Raw genomic sequence first — 20,516 nt, 5'->3', positions numbered from 1 at the left:
TCAATATAAAGAATCAGTGGAAAGCAACCAAATGGCCGTAACCAAGCACACCCTGGGATTGAGAAGGAATTTAAAGGAGCAGCAGCGGCGCGCCCAGATCAAGGAAGCCGCCATCAACCTGTTTTCCTCCAAAGGATATCAGCAGTCCACCATGGACGACCTGGCTGAAGAGGCCGGGGTCAGCAAGTCGCTCATCTACTGGTACTGGGAAAACAAGGCCGCCCTCCTTTCGGAGCTGATCGACACCTGCATGAACCAGTACATCGAGCTGCTGACCCAAGCGGCGGAACGGGACGAACCGTTTATCGACAAATTCTACGGAACGCTATGGAACTATCTGGACATATTCAGAAAAAATGACAGGCTCAACAAGCTGGTCCACTTCTGCTCCCTGCACAACAGCGGCGACGCCCATGAGAATTTTTCCCGGCGGGTCAATGATCATTACCGGCATGTCCTCGTCCTTCTGGAAAAACTTATCGGTCAGGCCGTCCGGGGTGGTTTTCTGCCGGAAACCACGGACTGCGCGGCCATATCTCTGCTTCTGCTTTCCCTGACCGAAGGCCATATTTACATGTCAATCCTGGAAGATCGCATTTCCCTGGAACGGATTTTCACCAGCATGTTTTACCTGGTGCTGAAACAGGAGCAACCCGCGCAGGCAACACCTGAGGCAGCGCCGCCGGGAAAGAAGAAACCGGCATCGGCCGGAAAACAAAAACATAAGGAGACCTTTTAATATTGAACCATCAGTACAAACACTCATCAACGTCGGTTACTAACTGGAGGGTACCATGAACGATCAGCAATTAAAGGCCGTAACGTCATTCCGGGAAAAATTTCTCGGCTTTGACATCGACGCCATTGACCGGGAGGCGGACAGCATGCTGGCTGCCGGCGTCACCGTCCGGATGTTTCTGGACACCTGCACCCCGGCCATGGCCGAGATCGGTGAAAAGTTCGAAAAGGGAGAATATTACCTGCCCCACCTGGTCATGGCCGGAGAGATGTTCAAGACCGCCAGCCGCAAGGTCAAAAGCGCCATGCACGCCGGCGACAGCGGCCCGGCCATTGCCGAGATCGTGCTGGGCACCCCCAAGGGCGATATTCACGACCTGGGCAAGGACATCTTCGCGGTTCTGGCCGAAGCCAGCGGGTACGCCGTCCACAACCTGGGCGTGGACGTCCCGCCGGAAGCCTTCATCGCCAGCCTGGAGAAGACCGGCGCCCCCATTCTGGGCCTCTCTTCTCTGCTGACGACTACCTTCGGCACCATTGAACAGATCGTTTCCCTTATGGAGAAAAAAGGACTGAGAAAAAACACCCGCATTATCCTCGGCGGCGGCGCCACCGAACAAAGCCTGATTCAGAAACTGGGCGTTGATTTTCAAACCCGGGACGCCTACGAAGGCATCACCATTCTCAAAAACCTGACCGACGGGGAGATAAAAGGAGGCGTTGCATGAACACAGCCAGAAAGCTCTACCCCCGGGACACCATGACGGCCCAGCAGCGGTTTGACGCCGTGGTCCGCCTGGAAAAACCGGACAGGGTGCCCCTGTCCCTGATGCTCTACTATTACGCCCCGATTCACGCCGGGGTCAAAATGAGTCAGTACATGAGCGATCAGACGACATATAAAAGAGTGATGAAACAGGTCTGGGAGGAGATCGGTCCCTGGGACATCTATTACAACATCAACCCTTACTCCCGACTGCTGTATAATTATGTAATGATGATGCGGGAACTCTGGCCCGGCATCGAACTGGAAGAAAACGCCATGTCCAAGATCGACGAGATTCAGTACATGGAGCCCGAAGATTATGACCGGGCGATCCAGTCCTCGCCGCTGCTGGCGGACATGCTCTTCCGGCTGCGCATGCTGCCCCGGTTCAGCCAGGAAGCCCAGGGCAAAGGAATGCCGGCCATACTCGCCATGATGGCCAGAGGACTCATCGGCCAGATGCTGTTCTGGCGCAGTGATTTCAAATGGTGGCGCAGCCAGGGGGCCGTCGTCCAGATCGGCTACCAGGCGGAAATGCCCTTTGACACTTTTTCCCAGGCCCGCAACGTCATCAACTTTTCTGCCGACCTGTTCAAGCGGCCGGAAAAAATCGGCCGGGCCGCCACCCATCTGGCCCGCAACTTTGCTGATTCCGCTATTTTGTTCTGTAAGCTTACCGGGGTGCCCACGGTTCAGTGTTACTGCCACCGCACCTCCAACAGCTTTATCTCTCCCAAGCAGTTCACCGAACTGGCTTTTCCCAGCCTGGAAATCATCGTCAACCGCGTCATCGACGCCGGCCTGACGCCCATTCTGCACTGCGACGGCGACTGGCTGAAAAATCTCAAAACCCTGCGCCGCCTGCCCGCTAAAAAAATCATTATCCAGCTGGACGGGCTGACCGATATTTTCGCGGCCAAGCAGGAGATCGGCGACCACATGTGTATCTTCGGCGACGTACCGGCTGCCAAGCTGGTCACCGGCACGGTCGCCGAGGTGGAGGAGTACTGCCACCGCCTGATCGAGGAGGTCGGCCGGGGAGGCGGCTTCATCCTGGCCGGCGGCTGAGAGATCCCGCCCAACGCGAAAGCGGAAACCATCCGGGCGATGGTTCAGGCGGTTGTCAAATACGGCTACTACAATGGCAAATAACATTTCGCTCAAACTGACGCCTCCCCTGGCCAGGGATATCCTGACCGGTGCCATCCGTCACCTGGGATACCCCGGCCCGGAGGCGGTCAGCGATCATATCTCTGCTCAGATAAAAGAGGGCATCGAAGAATGCCTCCGGCTTGCCCGGGTGGAATCGATGTGTCGGGCAACGGATTTTTCCGGCCTGGAAAAAACCGCCATAAACGGAAACGGCCTGAGACTGGAAACCGTCAACTGGACGCGGCTGGCTGCCCGCATGATAGACATCCGCGAGCTCTGCTGTTTCGCGGTCACCCTGGGCGGCGCCATCGACGACCGGATCAGAGAACTGGGCAAAGCCGCCATGCTCAAGGCGCTGATGCTCGACGCCGCGGCTTCCGTGCTGGCCGAGATGTATGCCGACCGAATCCAGCAGGAGGTGGGGCGTTATTACAGGGACAAGGGATGGCAATCCAGCGCCCGGTTCAGCCCGGGCTACTGCGATTGGCCCCTGAAAGAAGGGCAGGAGGCCCTTATCCCTTTCCTTAGGCCGGGAACCATTGGCATTCACGTATCGTCTACAGGGTTGATGATTCCCCGCAAATCAGTGAGCGGGGCGATCATCGCGGCCAAAACCATGCCCACCGTCAGCCCCTGCTATCTCTGCGTCAGGGAGTGCGCCCACCGGCGCTCACCTTATGAAGCCGGCGGCAACCGATAAAAATCTTTGGGCTTTCATTGACTTCAGTGCGAAGGCTGAGGGCTCAAGGATTCGCTGGCTCAAGGGAATGTAAAACGCGGCATCGTCCCGGAATCGACGGCGGGTTGAGTCAGGCAGTGTCTGCCCGGTTCACCGGGTGGGCGGTCAGAAAGCGGAGCAGTTCGTCCGCCAGGCGGTCCGGGGCCTCGATGGCGGTCATATGGCCGATGTCTTCAAACATCACATAGCGGCAGTCGGGGATATGTTGCGCCATGATCCGGGACGGTTCGATAAACAGATCGTCCTTTTCCCCGACAATGATCAGCACCGGGCAGGCAATCTTTTTCAATCCCGCCACCATCATGTCCGGGTCCCGGTAAAAAGACCGGACAAAAGCGGCGATACGGTTCCGGTCGCCGATACGGATCATCTCAAAAGCCTTGTCCCACATGACGGCGTTGTCCGTCGTCTCGGCGATCCCCCGGAAAAAGGGAAAGGGCTTGCGCTTGACGTATTCTATGATCTGTTCCCAGGTCTGTTTTTCAAAACTGGCGGCAAACTTTTCATAGAACTGATCCCGTTGCTCCTTTGTGCCCGGGAACGGGCTGGTGGCCGAACTGGTGTTGGTCAGGATCAGCCCGGCCAGACGGGCGCTGTTGTTCATGGCCCAGCGGGAGGCCGCGAAACCGCCGGTAGAATGGGTCAGCAGGTAAAAGCGGCCCAGGCCGAGATGATCGGCCAGTGCTTCAAAATCCGCGGCCACGGTTTCGGCGTCATCACCGGCCGGTTCGCCCGCCGTCACGGTGCGGCCATGGCCGCGCATGTCCATGGCCGCCACCCGATACCCGGCCATTGTCAGCCGGCCGGTTATCCCGGAAAGGTTCCAGTAGGCGGTGTTTTCGATCAGGCCGTGAACGGCCACCACCGGCTCACCAGCCCCGGTATCCTCATAATATATGGATGCGTTGTCTCTGTTTAAAAACGGCATGGTGTTCTTCCCGCCTTGATTGGTTTTTTTATTATATCCTTTTGTTCTCAGAAGACGATAGGTTGACGGCTTGTTGATTTTCAATAATGATAACGTGCTTGCACAAAATCGACTTTATCATGTTCAACGACATAAACCAGCCGATGTTCCTGCGTTATCCGACGAGACCAGACACCAGCGCCTAAAAACTTAAGCGGTTCAGGCTTACCAATACCCTGAAAGGGGTCTCGCATAATCGCCTCGATCAGTTGAAAAACTCGAAGAGCTGTCTTGCGATCAGTCTCCACCCAGTACCGCAGATCCTCTCTGAATTCTGGTTGGAATACAGATTCTTTCAGTTGTTTAGTACCAGATGGGGTTCTCTCCTTCTTACTCAAAGCCGACCTCTTTTCGAAGGTCATCAATCTTTTGAGGGGAACCTGATCCTTTACGGACTCTTTCAAGCGCTGTAAGCAGTCTTTTTGCGTTTCGGGGTGACCGGAGAAGGTGCGCTGTTTCGAGCACACCAGCCAACTCGTCAGCGGTTATCATGGCCACATCTTCACGACCACGTCGCTGGATAATTACGACTTCCCGGTTTTCGGTGACGGCATCCAATAAAGAAGCCAGGCCTGCCCGGGCTTGAGTATATGTTGTTTGAATTGCCATGATTATCTCCTGATTTTATGTACACGATAACAGTACATGTTCTGAACAAGTTTGTCAATAACGTCAGCGTTGATGCGCGGAGGAATCACCGCCCAGCGGGGGTTCCGAAAGTGGGAGACGGGATGGTGCTCCCCCGCCCGTTACAGCGCTGCCGAGCGCGGTTGGTTTTTTCGGAGAAAGGGGGCAGACTGTTTGAGCGCCGAGCTCTGATGAAGCACAATAAAGTGAGGAAGTAATAAAACCGGAAACCCGGTTATGAAAAAAATCCCCAAGCGAGTTTCTGCCCGCGCCGAAAAAAGCGGCCGCGCGAGGGAAGCCGCGCTGTCGGGCAATGTTTTTTTTGGTCCTTTTCTTTGCGCCAAAGAAAAGGACACATATAAAATTACATGGATTTTTTTCTCAGCGTCTGCCGCTGATCCACATAAATCCGGTCTTTGATGGCTTTTTCTTCCCGCTGGTTCAGATCGGCGAACATCAGCCCGAAATGATAGAGGCCGCTTTTGGGCTCAAGGGACACGCTCCGGACTTCGGCCCGGCCGACCCGCAGCGACTCCTCTTCCTTTTCACCGGGCAGGAGCATGATCCGGATGTTCATCAGGATCTGTCCCTTGGCCAGCATCCGGCCCTTGTTGTCCGGGAACATGACCAGTGAGCCGCCCTGGCTGATATCGACCATCTTCATCGCCACCTCACCCCCGTCGGTTTTGGCTTTCAGCAGTGCCGCCGGGTGGCATCTGATGCGAAAATGTTTTCTCCGGTGAATTCGCTCAATGGATTCCGGAACCGGAATCAGCACATCCCGGTCGCCGACCATGCCGCCCCCGCTGGTGATGAACCGATAGGGGACACCCTGATCACCGATAAAAGCGAAAGCCAGCTCCCACTCACTAACTTCAGGCTTGGCGGACTTGAATGATTGGGGACACTCGATCAGAAAATACCACTCCTTTTTTTTGGTTGTCAGCCGTTTGATGACCGCCAGGTGTTTTAAGCAGGACCCCCGCAGGTGAACATTAATAATGATCCCCTCTTTCTCCATTTGGCTGAAGATGTCTATCTTTTCCTGCCCGCTGACAATTTCGCTGGTATTCATGACAATCTGTTCCCGCGGTTTACATTGCCTCGTCCGGCAAAGCGTCCGGCTCCCGGTATTATTAATCCTTAATATTATATATTATCCGTTCGCTATTGTCAGCATTCTCTTTGATTTTGTTGTTTGCCGTTCCCACATGACCCTTGCAATACCACGACGCATAACTTAAACTCCATTAATTTTTCAGGAAAACCTATGGACGCAGAAAAGAAGAACCGGCTGGACCGCATGTTCTCACCCCGGGGGCTGGCGGTGTTCGGGGGCGTGACCAAACCGGGCGCCTTTGCCAACATGATCCTGACCAGCCTGGTCGCCTACGGCTATCCAGGGGCGCTCTATCCCGTATCGCCGGCGGGAGGGTCGGTGCTGGGCCTTCGGGTACGTCACAGCCTGGATGAGGTGGACGGACCCGTCGACCTGGCCTCGATATCAGTGCCGGCGGAGGCGGTGCCGGGTGTTCTGGAAGATTGCCTGAAGCACGGGGTCGCCGGCGCCGAGGTCCACACTTCCGGATTCGCGGAAACCGGTGAACCTGGCGGGGTCGAGCTGCAGCGGAAGATGAAAGTTATCGCCGGGCAGGGACTGCCGGTCATCGGCCCCAACTGCTTTGGCCTCCATTGCCCGGCCGGGGGAATAACCCTGCTGCCCGGGTTCGATTTTTCCCGGGAACCGGGATCCATCGCCCTGATTTCCCAGAGCGGCGGGATAGCCAATGACTTTGGCCACGAAGCCATCGCCGCCGGGCTCAAAATCAGCAAAGTCATATCCTACGGCAACGGCTGCGATCTTGAAGCCACGGAGCTTCTGGAATATCTGGCCGAAGACGGGGACACCCGATTTATCGCGGCCTATCTTGAAGGGGTTCGGGACGGGCGCCGCTTCATTGAAACCGTCCGGGCCGTATCCGCCCGCAAGCCGGTAATCATCTGGAAGGGCGGACTCACCCCTCTCGGCGCCCGGGCCACGCTCAGCCATACCGGATCCCTGGGGGGCGAGGAGCAAGTATGGCAAGGCGCGCTGGCGCAGGCAGGGGCGATTCAGGTAACGGGTCTGGACGAAATGGTGGATACCCTGGTCGCCCTAAACTACCTTAAAAGGCGGGGCAGACGCATCGCCCTGGCCGGCGGCGGCGGCGCCATCGGCGTGTTCAGTTCCGACCTGGCGCACCGGTGGGGGATGGACATCCCGGCCTTTGGCGACGAAACCCGGCGCCGGCTGGCCGCCTATTTTCCCACCCCGGGAAACAGCGTGGTCAACCCCCTGGACACCGGTACGCCGGCGTTCCCGCTGGAAGGCCTGGGCGGCATGATCCGGGAAATCACAACCCGGGAACCGGTGGATGTCCTGTTACTGATCATGCTGCTGCATCCCCTGGAGGTGGTCCCGGCCGCGTTCATGAAAACCGCCGGGCTGACGGTGGACGAATCGCCGGCCGAGCCTTACCTGACCGGCCTGTTGAATATTTTAACCGAAATCAGAGCCACCACGGACAAAGACATTGCCGTTGTCCTGGAAAACAAGACCTACCGGCTGGAAGATGTCAACGTGGAGCTGATACGAAGGCGGGTTGCCGGTCAGTATCAACGCCAGGGGATAGCCGTTTACCCTTCCGCGGAGAGAGCCCTGCGGGGCATCCGCAATGCCGCCGGGATAATGGAAATGACCGAAAAATGAAAAAAATCATTGTCGTCCTGCTGTTCTCTTTCCTCTTTATCGCCTTGAGCTCCTTGCCGGACATGACTCAGGCGGAGACCGATAAGGAAGACCCCGCCAAGCTGAGCTACCTTAACCGCAAGCGGCTTGAAATATTAAAAAAGATAATCACCAAAAATCTGCCTCGACGCATCCGCGTGGGCGCCATGGACACCTTTCTGTTCGGCCTGCAGGGAGCCCGCATTGACCGGTTCCTGATGACGGAAAACGCGAAATTTCTCAAAGCACACCCCGGCATCAACCCGGTGTTCATGACCGCGGAAAGCATTCTGGTACGGATCAGTCCTCTTATGCTTCTGGTCGGCCAGGTCTTTGTCGACGAAATGACGGTCAACTCCCCCCGCTATCAGATCATCCGCGACAAGGAAGGCAATTTCAATTTTGATGATCTCAGCGAGGCCCAGGACAGCAAACTGCTCAAATGGTTGCGCGTCAAAAAACTTACCGTTACCGACGGCGAGTATCGGGTCCATGACGACAGCGCCCTGGACGGTCCGGTGGAATATACCGTCGACGACGTGGATGTGCTGGTCACCGATTTTACCATCGGCGAGGTGTTCAATCTGGACATTAAGGCCAGGTCACCCGGCGCCTCCGCCCAGAACATGTCTCTGGCTGGAAAAGCCGGGCCCATGGAATTGAATCAGAAAAACGAAGAGATTCCCATCAACGGCGATCTGACCGTGAAGGATCTGCCCATCATTCCTTATCTTGGATACTCCTTCCCTAAGAACTCTCCGGCCAAGCCGGTATCGGGACTGATCAATATCGGCTATCATCTGAACGGCGACGCCTGGTCAGGCATGGCCCTGACCGGGGGCCTGCAGCTGAGCGAGGTGGTGCTTCAATCCGCCGACGGCGCCATGAGCGGTGAGCCCATCAATATGGATATGACCCTGCGCGAGCCGATCACCTTGTCCCTGAAAAACGATCTGCTGGAAATGAAGGGTCTTGATCTTTGCATCAACGGCAACCGGTTTTCTCTTTCCGGAAAAATGACCAACCTCAACGGACTACCCCGGGTCGATACCCGGGTTTTCACCGAAGACTTGAAGATTGAAACCATGAACGCCAGTTATCCCTTTCTGCTCAGGGCCTTTCCGGAACAGGTCAGCTTCGGCGGGGATCTTGACATGGACGTGCGGCTGGCGGGAAACCAGACGGACGCCACCATCGAGGGACGGATGGATCTGACAGACCTGACCTTCCGTTTTGCCGACTACTTCTTCAAGCCGCCGCAAGAGCCCCTGACCATGGATTTTAAGGCCAGGGTCAACACCAGCCAGATCCTGGAAGCAGGTGGCAAATTTGAAATGGGCCGATTTGAGCTGGGCCACTACAATTTTATCGAGGATATTTTGAACCGGCTGCTGGCCAACGCCGCCAACCAGAAAGAAAAAGAAAAACTGCTGGAATGCTACCGTCATCTGCCTCATGCCTTTGAAAAAATCACCGGCGAACTCTCGTATAAGGACGACCAGGCCCGGATCAGCGACATCCGTATCGTCAATCTGGCCCCGGAAAAGCGACCGGGCATTGATGCCGTCCTGAACGGCATGGTCAATTTCAGCGACAACTCGCTGAACATAAAGGGAGAGATCATCATTTCCGAGGAGCTGAGCCGGCGCATCCTCGACATAGCCCCCGGCAGCGCCCTTTATCTGTCCAACGGTTCCATTGTCCTCGGATTTCTCCATACCGGCACCATCGACAAGTTTGACCTGGAAATTTTTCCCGCGGGAATCCAGCTGGCCCAAGGGGAAACGCCGGAAACATTTGTCAGCGCTCAATAGCGAGGTCTGCCATGAAATGTCTGGTAACCGGGGCTACCGGTTTTCTGGGCACCAACCTGGTGCATGAACTGGTCAAAGACGGCTGGCGGGTCAGGGCCTTCGGCCTGCCCGGCTCCCCGACCGATTATATCAAGGGCCTTCCGGTGGAGGTCGTCTTCGGCGACATCACCGTCCCGGATGACATCGACCGGGCCGTGTCCGGATGCGAAGTGGTTTTTCACGTGGCCGGCGACACCTCCTGGTGGAAAAAGCACTTTGCCAGACAGCGGACCATCAATGTGGACGGCACGGTGAACGTGGCCGCCGCCTGTCTCAGGCACGGCATCCGGCGAATGGTTCACACCTGCACCATCGACGCCATCGGATACAACCCCGACGGCATTGCCGATGAGACATGGCAGCCCTACAATTACGCCGGCACCGGGTATAATTACGCCGACACCAAACGCGAAGGCGAGCTACGCCTGAGGGATTACATGGGCCGGGGACTTGACGCGGTCGTCATCTATCCCGGGAGCATGCTCGGGCCTTTTGACTTCACGCTGCAGTATGGCCGGCTGTTTTTTGACTTGCGGGACGGCAAAGTGCCGGGCTGCCCGGCTGGCGGTGTCAGTTTCGGGCATGTGACGGAAGTGGCCCGGGCCCATATCGCGGCGGCAAAAAAAGGCCGTTCCGGTGAAGGGTACGTATGCGCCGGCGTCAATATAACCTACCGGGAACTGTTCCAGGCCATTGCCGGGTATTTCGGAAAATCGGCCCCGCGGCTGACCCTGCCCCGCTGGGTACTGGTCGCTTACGGGCATCTCATGCAGGCGCTTTCCACCGTAACCGGTACAGCCCCGGACATGGATCCCGGCATGGCCCGGTACATGTCGGTCAAAGCCTTTTTTGATTCCTCCAAGGCGATCAGGGAACTGGATTACGTGATCCCGCCCCTGGCCCAAATGCTGGACGACGCCTATGCCTGGTACCGGGACAACGGTTTTCTGAAAGAAGAAAAGGGGCCATAGGCCGCGGGCTTCACTGACGGGTCTCCTCGCAAATCGTCTCGACCACACGCGGATCCGGCACCAACCCCAGCGACCGGGCCCTGTCCAAATCCGCCCGGGCCCGGCGTTGATCACCCATCATTTGATGACAGTAAGCGCGGTTGTAGAACGCTTTAGCGTCCTGCGCGTTCATACCGATCAGCCGGGTGCAGTCGGCGGCCGCCAGATCAAACCGCCCCATGGCCGCGTGGGCTTTGGCCCGATGGCCGTAGGCCTCCGGGAAATCCGGGACGAGCCTGACGGCCGCGGTGACATCCGACACTGCCAGGTCATACGACTTCTGCTGCAGGAAGAGTATCCCCCGATTGGTATAGACCCTGGCCAGGTCCCGGTTGCGTATCTCATTGGCCGGTTCTTCGCTCATCAGTTGAATGGCCAGCGAATAGTCTTTTAAGGCCGCTTCGTATTGTTTTCTTATCAGATAGATATTGGCCCGGTTGTTGTAAACATCGGCACAGTCCTCGCACAGGGTGATGGCGCGGTTATAGTCCGCCAGGGCGCTGTCATAATCCCCCCGGTTCCGGTGCGCCAGTCCCCGGTTATAATAGGCGGTGGACAAATTGTCATAATGTTGGAGGACATGGCTCCAGAGCGTGATGCTGTCCTTCCAGACCCTCGTCTGGTTCCAGGACATGACGGAAAGCGTTATCAGTCCCGCAAGGAGCCCGAGCTTCAGGGCCACGCGGCCTCTGCTGACGGTTGCCAGCAGACGGCCAACCCCCTCCGCGGCGATATAAAAGAGCCCGATAAGAGGCAGATAAGTATAGCGGTCCGCCGGCAGAGCCCGGCCCACCGGCACCAGCTGCAGCACCGGCAGAATCGTCACCAGAAAAAAAATGGCGCCGAACACGATATTGCGGTTATATCGGCCGCCAACCCACACGATCACCGTCAGCAGCGCCAGTATCGGGACGGCCGCCGCCAGCACCGGGGAAAGCATACCGCCGATTTCATCCAGCGGCGGGTAGCGGCAGGAGAGTCCGACCGGGACAAGCGTCTTGGCCAGATAAAAAACCAGTCCCCGGGCCGCGTTCATGACGTTATCCGCCAGGTTAAGAATCCGGTCATACCGGAGGGCGTTAAAAGCGCTCTGGGCCCTGGCCGTCAACGCAATGGCAGTTGCCGAAAAGGCAAAAAATGGAATCAGCCGGAAAGCGGCGCCCGACAGTTTCTCCCTGCTCCAATACCAGTCAATAAGCAACAGCAGCAGGGCGGGGAGTGTTACCGCCATGGGTTTCGACAGCAGCGAACATAGAAAGAAAACGAGCGACAGCCCATACATCCGGACGGATCCGTTTTGACGGCCGCGGGATCGGATATAAGCGATGGCGGCGGCCAGAAAGAAAAAGGCATAGAGGACATCCTTGCGCCCGGATATCCAGGCGACCGGCTCGACATGCAGGGGATGAATGCCGAAAAGCAGGGCCGTGCCGGCGGAAACGAACGGATTTCCCCGGGAGATCAGGTAAATCAGCCAGAAGACCAGTGCGCAGTTAGTTAAATGAAGGGTGAGGTTTGTGATGTGGTAGGGCCTCGGGTCAAGCCCGAAAAAGCGGTATTCCACCGCGTAGGAAACCAGTACCAGGGGATGATAATTGGCGGCGTAGAATGAGGTGAAAAACGATTTAACCTGCGCCGGCGACAACGTCCGGATGGCCGGATTCTCATACACATACAGGTTGTCGTCCCAGTTGACAAAACCGTTGCGAACCACGGGCAGCAGGGTGAAAAGAGTAACGACAATGCAGGCAATAAGATAACGTCTGGTCTTCCCTGTTTCCAAGCGTTCGCCGCCCCCCCCATTTTTTTTATACCATAACAAATCGGCCTTGGCGGATCAACCCCGGGACGCTTTGCGGCCAGGGCGCCACGATTGAAACATCCGGACCGAAAACAATAAAGAGGGGGCCGGCCTCCTTCCGGAGCCGGCCCCCTCTTTATTGTATCAGCAGTCAGGAACGTAACGGTTACACGATACCAAAGGCCATCATGGCTCTGGCCACCTTGACAAATCCCGCGATATTGGCGCCGGTGACATAGTCACCCTTTCTGCCGTATGCTTCGGCCGCATCCAGGCAGGACTTGTGAATACCTTTCATGATCAGCAGCAGCCGGTGATCCACCTCTTCCCGGGTCCAGGAAAGTTTGGAGCTGTTCTGGCTCATCTCCAGGCCCGAAGTCGCCACGCCGCCGGCATTGGCCGCCTTGCCCGGCCCGTAAAGGATATTATGGTTCTGAAATACCCGGACCGCTTCCGGAGAAGAGGGCATGTTGGCGCCCTCGGCCACGCAGAAGCAGCCGTTCTTGACCAGGGCCTCGGCATTGGCGCCGTCGATCTCATTCTGGGTGGCGCAAGGCAGGGCGATATCCACCTTGATGCCCTGTTCCCGGATCACATCCCAGACGTTTTTCCCTTCAAAACAAACGGTTTTGTATTTACCGGCATATTCGCTGACCCGGCCACGCCGCACATTCTTTAATTCCATAAGATAGCAGCACTTGTCGTCGTCGATGCCCTTTTCGTCGATAACGGTGGCGTTTGAATCACAGGCCGAAATGACCCGTCCGCCCATCTGGTTGACCTTTTCGATGGCGAACTGGGCCACATTGCCGGCGCCGCTGACCGCGACGACCTTGCCCTTGAAATCCATCCCCCGGGTAGCCATCATTTCCGCTGCAAAGTAAACGGTTCCGTACCCGGTGGCCTCGGGCCGGATCAGGCTGCCGCCGTATTCCAGCCCCTTGCCGGTCAGCACGCCGGTATGCTCGTTGCGGATCTTTTTATAATAGCCATACAGATAACCGATTTCACGACCGCCCACGCCGATATCACCGGCCGGCACATCCGTCTCCGGACCGATATGCCGGAACAACTCCCGCATAAAGGCCTGGCAGAACCGCATGATTTCCCCGTCGCTTTTTCCCTTGGGATCAAAATCCGATCCGCCCTTGCCGCCGCCCATGGCCAGGGTGGTCAGGGAGTTTTTGAAAATCTGTTCAAAACCCAGAAACTTGATGATGCCCAGATTGACGGAAGGATGAAAACGAAGGCCTCCCTTGAAAGGTCCGATGGCGTTATTGAACTGCACCCGGAAACCCCGGTTGACCTGGACTTCTCCCCTGTCGTCCACCCAGGGAACCCGGAATGTGACCGCCCGCTCCGGCTCGATAATGCGTTCATAAATTTTATTTTTGACAAATTCAGGATGGCGCTCAGTAGTTGGTTCCAGGGTTTCCATAACCTCGGTTACGGCCTGGTGAAACTCCTTCTGATCGGGATCCAGACGCTTGACCTTCTCAATGACGCTGGTGATAACTGACATGCCTTGTACTCTCCTTCTAAATTAAGAGGTTTTAAAAAATACCCGCCGCTTCTTTTACACAATAAATATTTTGCCGACAGCTTCCGGCGGTATCCTGCCGTGCCAGACTCTTTTAAAATAATGAAAGTCATCGGGTGATACCCCGTCCGTCGGAGAAAACGCCTCGGTCAGTTCTTTCAGGCTGTCAAACCCGCTGCCGAAAAAAGGCAGCTTTGAAAAAAATGGCCTGTCGCTCCGCGCGTCCACCAGGGCCGCGAAATGAACGGGAAGAAGCGGATCCCCCACGACCAGCAGGTATCTTTCACCGGATTCGGTGATCCGGTAATCGGCCGGCAGGGCCGCCGACCGGATTTCGGTGAAATGCTCCCTGAGAATCGCGGCTGCCTCATGGGCATCCACATCCTCAAACGACATCAGGTCCGGACAGTCAAAAAACCCAAGGGTGTAAAGCGCGACGCTGAAGCTGCTGATCTGCTCATATACAGGCTGCTGCCGGTCGCACATCATCATGATTTCGTCAATCCGTTCGGAAGCCAGCAGGCCTTCCTGGTTTATGCCCGCGCTTTTCTGCGCCAGCGCTCGGGTTACCGAAAACGTCACGTCCATATCGTGGATGGGATTGTTCTTCATGGGGACAGCCTCCTTATAAATACTGTTTATCTTTACCCGGCCCTCTTTACGGGGCGGGCTCTGGTTCACTTGCAGGAGCAAGTCTCGTGCCGGCTGATAGCGGAAGTGAAATTATCGAGTAAATGCTGACCAACATATTTAATTTACTTCTAATTAAAACAACGGGATTCATTGCGGAAGGCAAAAATGAAACGGGGAAAAAGGTTAAAAACAGACATCCGGCCGGAAAGGCCGGGGCCGAATCAGGGAGATAAACCCTTGATTCAATGGGATTCAGAGAGGCTGTTCAGAACATGAACAGCCTGGTCACGTGTTGAACAGGCCGGCCGTCAATCGGCGCCGCCGCTTCTTTCTGGTTCATCCTGCTGCTTTTTCAGCCGGCTGCGCAGGGTATTGCGGCTGATGCCCAGCATGGCGGCGGCCTGGACCTGATTGCCCTCACAGGCATCCATGGCCCTGGCCATCAGGGTAGTTTCGACCAGATCAATGATATCGGCGTAAATATTCTGTCCGGGCAGGCGAAGCAGCAGCGGGAAAATTTCTTCAATCTGATCCTTCAGCCGGGCCATGAGTTGTCCGGAGGTTGTTTCCTCCGGCATCGGCTCCGCCTCGGCGTCGGGAATCATCAGATTGCTTTCGGGAATTACATCCCCGGCGGCCAGCAGCACGGCCCGGCGGATGCAGTTTTCAAGCTCGCGCACATTGCCCGGCCAGGTGTAAGCCATCAACTTGTTCAAAGCGGATTCGGACAGATAGCAGGAAGGCCGCTTGTATTCGGCGCAGAACCGCAGCAGAAAATAGTCGGCCAGATGGGGAATATCCTCCTGCCGCTGTCGGAGCGGGGGCAGTTCCATGGTAATGACCTTGAGCCGCCAGTACAGGTCCTTGCGAAACCGGCCGGCCTCGATTTCCTTTTCCAGGTTTTTGTTGGTGGCGGCGATAACACGCACATTCACCCGGACGGGATGAGAGCCGCCGACCCGTTCGATTTCGCCCTCCTGCAGGGCCCGCAGCAGCTTGACCTGTGCCGACGGTGCCATCTCGCCGATTTCATCCAGGAAAAGGGTGCCCTGATCGCATCGCTCCAGCTTGCCGATATAGGTCCGGTCCGCTCCGGTGAACGCACCTCTTTCGTGCCCGAACAGTTCGCTTTCAAACAGGGCTTCCGGAATGGCGCCGCAGTTGACCGTAATAAACGGCTTGTCGCTGCGGCGGCTGTGGTGGTAAATAGCCCTGGCCACCAGTTCCTTGCCGGTGCCGCTTTCGCCGGTGATCAGAACCGACACATCATTGGGCGCCACCTGTCCGATCAGCTTGAATACCTCCTGCATCTTTTTGCCGTGGCCCACCATCCGGATCGTTTTCCCGTCGGCCGGGTCGATCGTGTCCGCGCATCCGGCTGAAATCAGAACCCGCTCCTTCACCTGACGGTTGACGCACAAGGCGTCGGTGACGATGCGGGACAGATCCTGGCGGTCAAACGGTTTGGTCAGGTAGTCGTAGGCGCCGTGCTTCATGGTTTCTATGGCCAGTTCGGTGGTTCCGTAGGCGGTCATCAGGATGACGGGCGTTTTTACCTCGATTCGCCGGATTTCCGACAGGACATCCAGCCCGTTAAAATCAGGCATTTTATAATCCAGGAGAATCAGGTCAAAACCGTTCTGAGAGATGGTGTTCAAGGCCTCCTGCCCGGTCAGGCAGACGGTCACGTCAAATCCCTTGCGCTGAAAAAACCGGCTTAAAAAATGAACCAGCCCCTCATCGTCATCTATGATCAGTATTTTTTCCATGTCCCCTCTTATGAACAAAGTACCGGAAACATCGTGTCAAGACATCTGACTGGCCAGAAGAAAACCGTCAGCCACGCCGGTGTCTTTTGCGCCGCCTGGTCGATTTTCTCCGGAGAATACGATATAGTCGGTTCAGCGTTACCGGTCGTCGCCGGTCAGCGCCATTATTATGTCCAGCAGGCAACGACTGCCTGTATAATATAATGTTTCAAAGGAAAAACAACTTCAAAGCACCGTTTGGCCATGTTTTTGAAATTTAATATAATTTATTGAAAACAATAAACAAAATAAACGCCCGCAACCGGGCGGCCGGTGTCGTTGCGGCCCTGCTGATCATACTGCCGGGGTGTCTTTTTATTGTCTCGGCCATGGTCAATACCGGCGTAGCCCGGCATTGGCTGGAGCAGGGACTCAGCCGCCACATGGCCGGTCGCGTGGTCATTGGCGATCACCGTCTGTCGATAACGGGGCAGGCCCTGGAAATCGAAAAACTGGCCCTTTTTTCCAGCCGGAGCCAACCGATTCTGGCTATCGATCACGTCCGTCTCGATTGGCGTCCGGCGTCTCTTTTGAAACAAACACTGAAAATAAAATCCCTGCGCCTGAATCATGTCTCGGTTCGATTACCGACCGACGTGAAAAACAGCCTGCCTCCGGCCATGCGGAAGCTTTTGGACACAATCCAGTCCCTGCCCGGTAACAGCCTGCTCCGTCTGTTCATGCCCCGGACACTGATCGTTGAATCCGCGGAAATCACCAACCTGGAAATCGCACCTTATTCTCCCCGCCCTGATTCGTCAACCGACCCGCGGGCACTGTCTCTTGCCTTCATACGCCTGGCGGGAACGCTGAATGAAAAAGACATAAAGGGACTGCGGATTGAAATCGGCCAGCCGCCTGACGGGCTTGACGTCAGCGGAGACATCCGGCAGGTATTCGGTCGCCCGGAACTGGACCTGTCCGTGAAAGGCGCGGCCGGTCTGGAGGCGCTCAAGCCCCTGCTCAACACCACCCGTGATCTTTCCGGACAGACAATCCTTCAGGCCGATATCAGGGGCGATCCGGGAAATCCGGAGATTCACGCCGAACTGACCTGCCGGCAGCCCGTGGTCGGGCCGGTCGTCCTGGATGAACTGGTCTGCCGCCTGGACGGAAACATTCAGGCGCTCGCCGTGGATGCCCGCGCCACTGTCCCGGGGCCGGGACAGATAACCGCTGCCGGAAACCTGGATTTAATCGGCGTTTTCCCGGGTGGCCTAACGGCCTGGAAATATGACGTTGACCGGGTGGCCTATACGCTTCAAATCCGCGCGGCCGGAGCGGACCTGAACCGCCTCCTGAACATCACCCCCCGGATGAAGGGCCGGATCGGATCGGACATCACCATTACCGGCCGGGGGATATCGCCGCACCGGCTCAGCGCCGATCTGGCCGGAAAAATTGACGTAACTGATTTCCGACCGGAAAACCATAAGCCGACTGAGCCCCTGGCTATTGAGTTGGCCGGACAATGCCGGGACGGGATTCTCCGTCTGGATCAGATTTCAGCTGAAACAGCCGGGCTGCGCCTGACCGGCTCCGGCCACTATGTCCTGGCAACAAGTGATGTCGCCGGCCGGTTCAGACTGACCGCCGACGACATCAGCGGCCTGGCCGCCCTGGCCGGATACGACCGGGTCAGCGGCGGCCTGGAAATGACGGCCGATGTGTCGGGTGCTTTCCCTGAAATGACGGCCACGGGACTAGTCCACGGAGCCGGCCTGTCCATCGCCCCTTTTACCGTCGGTGATGTGGACGGCCGGCTGGTTCTGTCCCGGGGGCTCCTGACCGTTGAACAAATGGATATCCGCCGGGGAGCGTCCTATAGCCAGGTCCGGGGCGTCATCCATCTTGTTGATGAGCGGACCGGCACAGCGGCTTCCGACCCGGCCATGGACCTGACGGTAGCCCCAGGCAGAATCCGCCTGGAAGACATTCTGCCGGACAGGCTGAAAGGCGAAGTGACCTTGTCCGGCAACATCGGGGGCACGTTTAAAAAACCGACCGGAGAGATGTCTCTGGAGGCTGTTGAACCGGATATCGGCCTGGCCCGGGCCGACCGGATCAATCTTTCCGCGGCCCTGAAGGGCGATACCGTCGATATCCGTTCCGTTGAGGCCTTCTTTCCCGGTGACCAGATCCTGCGGGGTTCCGGCGTCCTGTCCCTGAAGGAGCGGACCTATCGGTTCGAAGCCGCGTCAGAGGCGCTTGCTCTCGGCCGGATCCGGGCGATCCAGGATTATGGGCCGGTTGACGGAACAGCGCGCTTTTCCCTATCCGGAAACGGCGACTGGGGGGAAATTCCGGCCCTTTGGGGAGACATGCAAATCCGTCAACTGGCCATCGCCGGCAACGCTTTAAATAACATGGCGCCTGATTTCCGGTTTGACGGCCGCCTGATCCGGGCCGACATTCACGGTGACGGGATCGTCCTGACCGGTACCCTGGACCTGACGGACCTGGCTTTTACCGCCCGGTGCGATGCCGGAGCGGCACCGCTTTCTCCCTGGCTGGCGATGATCGACCGGCCGGACTTGAGCGGAACGGTCACCGGCCGGCTGGAGGCCGCAGGCAGGCTGAGCGACATTCCGGCCATGAAGGCTTCGGCTGAAATCGATCAGGTCGTCCTGTCCGATGGCCGGCGCGACTGGTGCCGGGCCGGACCTTTCCGCCTGTATTGCGAAGGCGGCATCATTCATGTTCCGGGGATCAACCTCACCGTAGCCGACGAGGGAACAGTGAATATCAGCGGCCGGATGGGCTTTGACCAGTCGGTTGCCCTGGACATTAACTGCCGGGCCCCCTTCTCCATGGCCGAAATAATGGCAACGGACATCCAGGACATGACCGGCCGGATAAACCTGGCCGCCCGGGTCACCGGAACCCTGGACCGGCCGGCCGTGACCGGCGAGATGAAACTGTCCAACATCGGCCTGACCCTGCCGGACCTGTCCGGCAGGGTTCATGACATCAGCGGCACCGTCCGCTTTCAGCAGGAAAACATTACGATCAATGAAATCACCGGTCTGCTGGGAACCGGCCGCTTCCGGGTTACCGGCATGGCTTCCCTGGAAGGTTGGCGGCCGGCCGCCATGGATATCCGGCTGACGGCCGAATCACTACCGGTGGTTGTCCCGGATAAACTGGACCTGAAACTGGACGCGAATCTGGCCCTGGTCAGAGATGCCGGGCAGGCGGTTGTCCGCGGAGAGGTGGTGCTGGTGGACGGCGTGTATTTCCAGGATACGGAACTGGTCACTCAAACGGACATATTCCAGTCTCCGTTTGTAAAGAAAAAGGCGCCCGGGCCGGATATTGTCTTCCGGTTGCCGTCCTTTCTGCGGGGGCTGTCCCTGGACCTGGCCCTCAGGCACCGGCTTCCGCTCAAGGTCGACAACAACATCGGTCTGCTGGAGATTTTGCCCGACCTGGCCGTCAAAGGGAACCTGGACCATCCCGTTATTATGGGGGAAGCCAGAATTGAATCAGGGGAGATCCTCTTTCAACGGACCCCCTTCAAGGTGGATAAAGGCGCCGTCATCTTTGCCAACCCTTATAAAACTGAACCCCGCATCGACCTTACGGCCGATACCGCCATCAAACATTGGAAAATCAACCTGAAAGCCACCGGAACACCGGATCAGCTGGAAATCACGCTGACCTCTGATCCTGACGAGGAACCGGGAGACATTCTTTCCCTGCTGGTGTTCGGCATGCCGACCCGTGAGATGACCGCCGGCGCCGGCAGCTCGGAAAACCAGGCGGAGACGCTGGCGGCATTCCTGGCCGGAACCATGTCCGGCGACATCAGAAAGGCAACGGGCCTGGATATCGTCGAGGTGTCCACCGCCGAAGAAAGCCGGGCGACGGAAGAAACAACCGAGGAGCAGACAAACGGCCGGAGCCGCATCACCGTGGGGTCGAAGGTTTCCGACCGATTGACCCTCAAGTATTCCGTTGAGTCCGGCCAGTACGGTCTGGTTCAGGAAAGCGCCACCGATTATCGTTTGACGGAAACCATGACCGTTTCGGGATTTCAGAACACCCAGGGCGTTTTCGGCGGCGAACTGATTTTTCGGTATGAGTTCCGGTAGCAACCCTTCGTCGGGATTTTA

17 protein-coding genes are annotated in these 20,516 nt (G+C 57.2%); 9 read left to right on the top strand and 8 right to left on the bottom strand.

The window, feature by feature from the left end:
• The first annotated feature begins 31 nt into the window (after positions 1–31).
• The 4 genes from AB1724_04100 to AB1724_04085 all read left to right on the top strand — a co-directional run bounded on the left by AB1724_04100 (position 32) and on the right by AB1724_04085 (position 3,356).
• Positions 32–739 carry a TetR/AcrR family transcriptional regulator gene (locus AB1724_04100; protein ID MEW6076975.1) on the top strand — a complete coding sequence of 236 codons (708 nt, stop codon included), beginning with the start codon at positions 32–34 and terminating at the stop codon, positions 737–739.
• A gap of 55 nt (positions 740–794) precedes the next feature.
• The gene (locus AB1724_04095) at positions 795–1,466 is read left to right on the top strand and encodes a cobalamin-dependent protein (protein ID MEW6076974.1); all 672 of its coding nucleotides are present in this window, start codon (positions 795–797) and stop codon (positions 1,464–1,466) included.
• Positions 1,463–2,572: a uroporphyrinogen decarboxylase family protein gene (locus AB1724_04090; protein ID MEW6076973.1), complete on the top strand. Its 1,110-nt coding sequence runs from the start codon at positions 1,463–1,465 to the stop codon at positions 2,570–2,572. The genes AB1724_04095 and AB1724_04090 overlap by 4 nt, the downstream gene beginning before the upstream one ends.
• Before the next feature lie 73 nt (positions 2,573–2,645).
• Entirely contained in the window at positions 2,646–3,356 is a 711-nt protein-coding gene (locus tag AB1724_04085; GenBank protein ID MEW6076972.1) for a vitamin B12 dependent-methionine synthase activation domain-containing protein, read from the top strand.
• Positions 3,357–3,465: 109 nt separating this feature from the next.
• On the opposite strand, the gene AB1724_04080 is transcribed toward AB1724_04085, so the two are convergent.
• The 4 genes from AB1724_04080 to AB1724_04065 form a co-directional block, all read right to left on the bottom strand.
• Entirely contained in the window at positions 3,466–4,323 is an 858-nt protein-coding gene (locus AB1724_04080) for an alpha/beta hydrolase (GenBank protein MEW6076971.1), read from the bottom strand.
• 80 nt (positions 4,324–4,403) lie between these two features.
• Complete coding sequence (locus AB1724_04075; GenBank protein MEW6076970.1) at positions 4,404–4,700, bottom strand: Txe/YoeB family addiction module toxin; 297 nt, start codon at positions 4,698–4,700, stop codon at positions 4,404–4,406.
• On the bottom strand, positions 4,693–4,971 hold the full coding sequence (locus AB1724_04070) for a type II toxin-antitoxin system prevent-host-death family antitoxin (GenBank protein ID MEW6076969.1): 279 nt from the start codon (positions 4,969–4,971) through the stop codon (positions 4,693–4,695). Before AB1724_04070 ends, AB1724_04075 begins: the two co-directional genes overlap by 8 nt.
• A 382-nt stretch (positions 4,972–5,353) precedes the next feature.
• On the bottom strand, positions 5,354–6,064 hold the full coding sequence (locus AB1724_04065; protein MEW6076968.1) for a PilZ domain-containing protein: 711 nt from the start codon (positions 6,062–6,064) through the stop codon (positions 5,354–5,356).
• A gap of 195 nt (positions 6,065–6,259) precedes the next feature.
• Between AB1724_04065 and AB1724_04060 the strand changes: the two genes are divergently transcribed.
• From AB1724_04060 to AB1724_04050, 3 genes are read left to right on the top strand one after another with little or no spacing between them, the layout of a single operon-like run.
• Positions 6,260–7,738, top strand: a complete 1,479-nt coding sequence (locus AB1724_04060) for a CoA-binding protein (GenBank protein ID MEW6076967.1) — start codon at positions 6,260–6,262, stop codon at positions 7,736–7,738.
• Positions 7,735–9,570 (top strand): DUF748 domain-containing protein, encoded by a 1,836-nt coding sequence (locus AB1724_04055; protein MEW6076966.1) that lies wholly within the window; start codon positions 7,735–7,737, stop codon positions 9,568–9,570. Before AB1724_04060 ends, AB1724_04055 begins: the two co-directional genes overlap by 4 nt.
• 11 nt (positions 9,571–9,581) lie before the next feature.
• Positions 9,582–10,580, top strand: coding sequence for an SDR family oxidoreductase (locus AB1724_04050; protein ID MEW6076965.1), 999 nt, complete (start codon positions 9,582–9,584; stop codon positions 10,578–10,580).
• A 10-nt stretch (positions 10,581–10,590) separates the two neighbouring features.
• On the opposite strand, the gene AB1724_04045 is transcribed toward AB1724_04050, so the two are convergent.
• The 4 genes from AB1724_04045 to AB1724_04030 all read right to left on the bottom strand — a co-directional run bounded on the left by AB1724_04045 (position 10,591) and on the right by AB1724_04030 (position 16,362).
• On the bottom strand, positions 10,591–12,402 hold the full coding sequence (locus AB1724_04045; protein ID MEW6076964.1) for a tetratricopeptide repeat protein: 1,812 nt from the start codon (positions 12,400–12,402) through the stop codon (positions 10,591–10,593).
• Between the two features lie 184 nt (positions 12,403–12,586).
• Positions 12,587–13,942: an NADP-specific glutamate dehydrogenase gene (gene gdhA, locus AB1724_04040; protein MEW6076963.1), complete on the bottom strand. Its 1,356-nt coding sequence runs from the start codon at positions 13,940–13,942 to the stop codon at positions 12,587–12,589.
• 54 nt (positions 13,943–13,996) lie between these two features.
• Complete coding sequence (locus AB1724_04035; protein ID MEW6076962.1) at positions 13,997–14,572, bottom strand: hypothetical protein; 576 nt, start codon at positions 14,570–14,572, stop codon at positions 13,997–13,999.
• Between the two features lie 329 nt (positions 14,573–14,901).
• Positions 14,902–16,362 carry a sigma-54 dependent transcriptional regulator gene (locus AB1724_04030; protein ID MEW6076961.1) on the bottom strand — a complete coding sequence of 487 codons (1,461 nt, stop codon included), beginning with the start codon at positions 16,360–16,362 and terminating at the stop codon, positions 14,902–14,904.
• Positions 16,363–16,395: 33 nt separating this feature from the next.
• Here AB1724_04030 and AB1724_04025 point away from each other — a divergent pair, with 33 nt between their 5' ends.
• Complete coding sequence (locus AB1724_04025; protein MEW6076960.1) at positions 16,396–16,566, top strand: hypothetical protein; 171 nt, start codon at positions 16,396–16,398, stop codon at positions 16,564–16,566.
• Between the two features lie 65 nt (positions 16,567–16,631).
• Complete coding sequence (locus tag AB1724_04020; GenBank protein ID MEW6076959.1) at positions 16,632–20,495, top strand: translocation/assembly module TamB domain-containing protein; 3,864 nt, start codon at positions 16,632–16,634, stop codon at positions 20,493–20,495.
• The last annotated feature ends 21 nt before the right edge of the window (positions 20,496–20,516 follow it).

It is taken from the genome of Thermodesulfobacteriota bacterium (assembly GCA_040753795.1).
GTDB lineage: Bacteria > Desulfobacterota > Desulfobacteria > Desulfobacterales > Desulfosudaceae > JBFMDX01.
The sequence above is the reverse complement of the archived record's forward strand: the minus strand, read 5'-3'. Positions and strand labels throughout refer to the sequence as shown.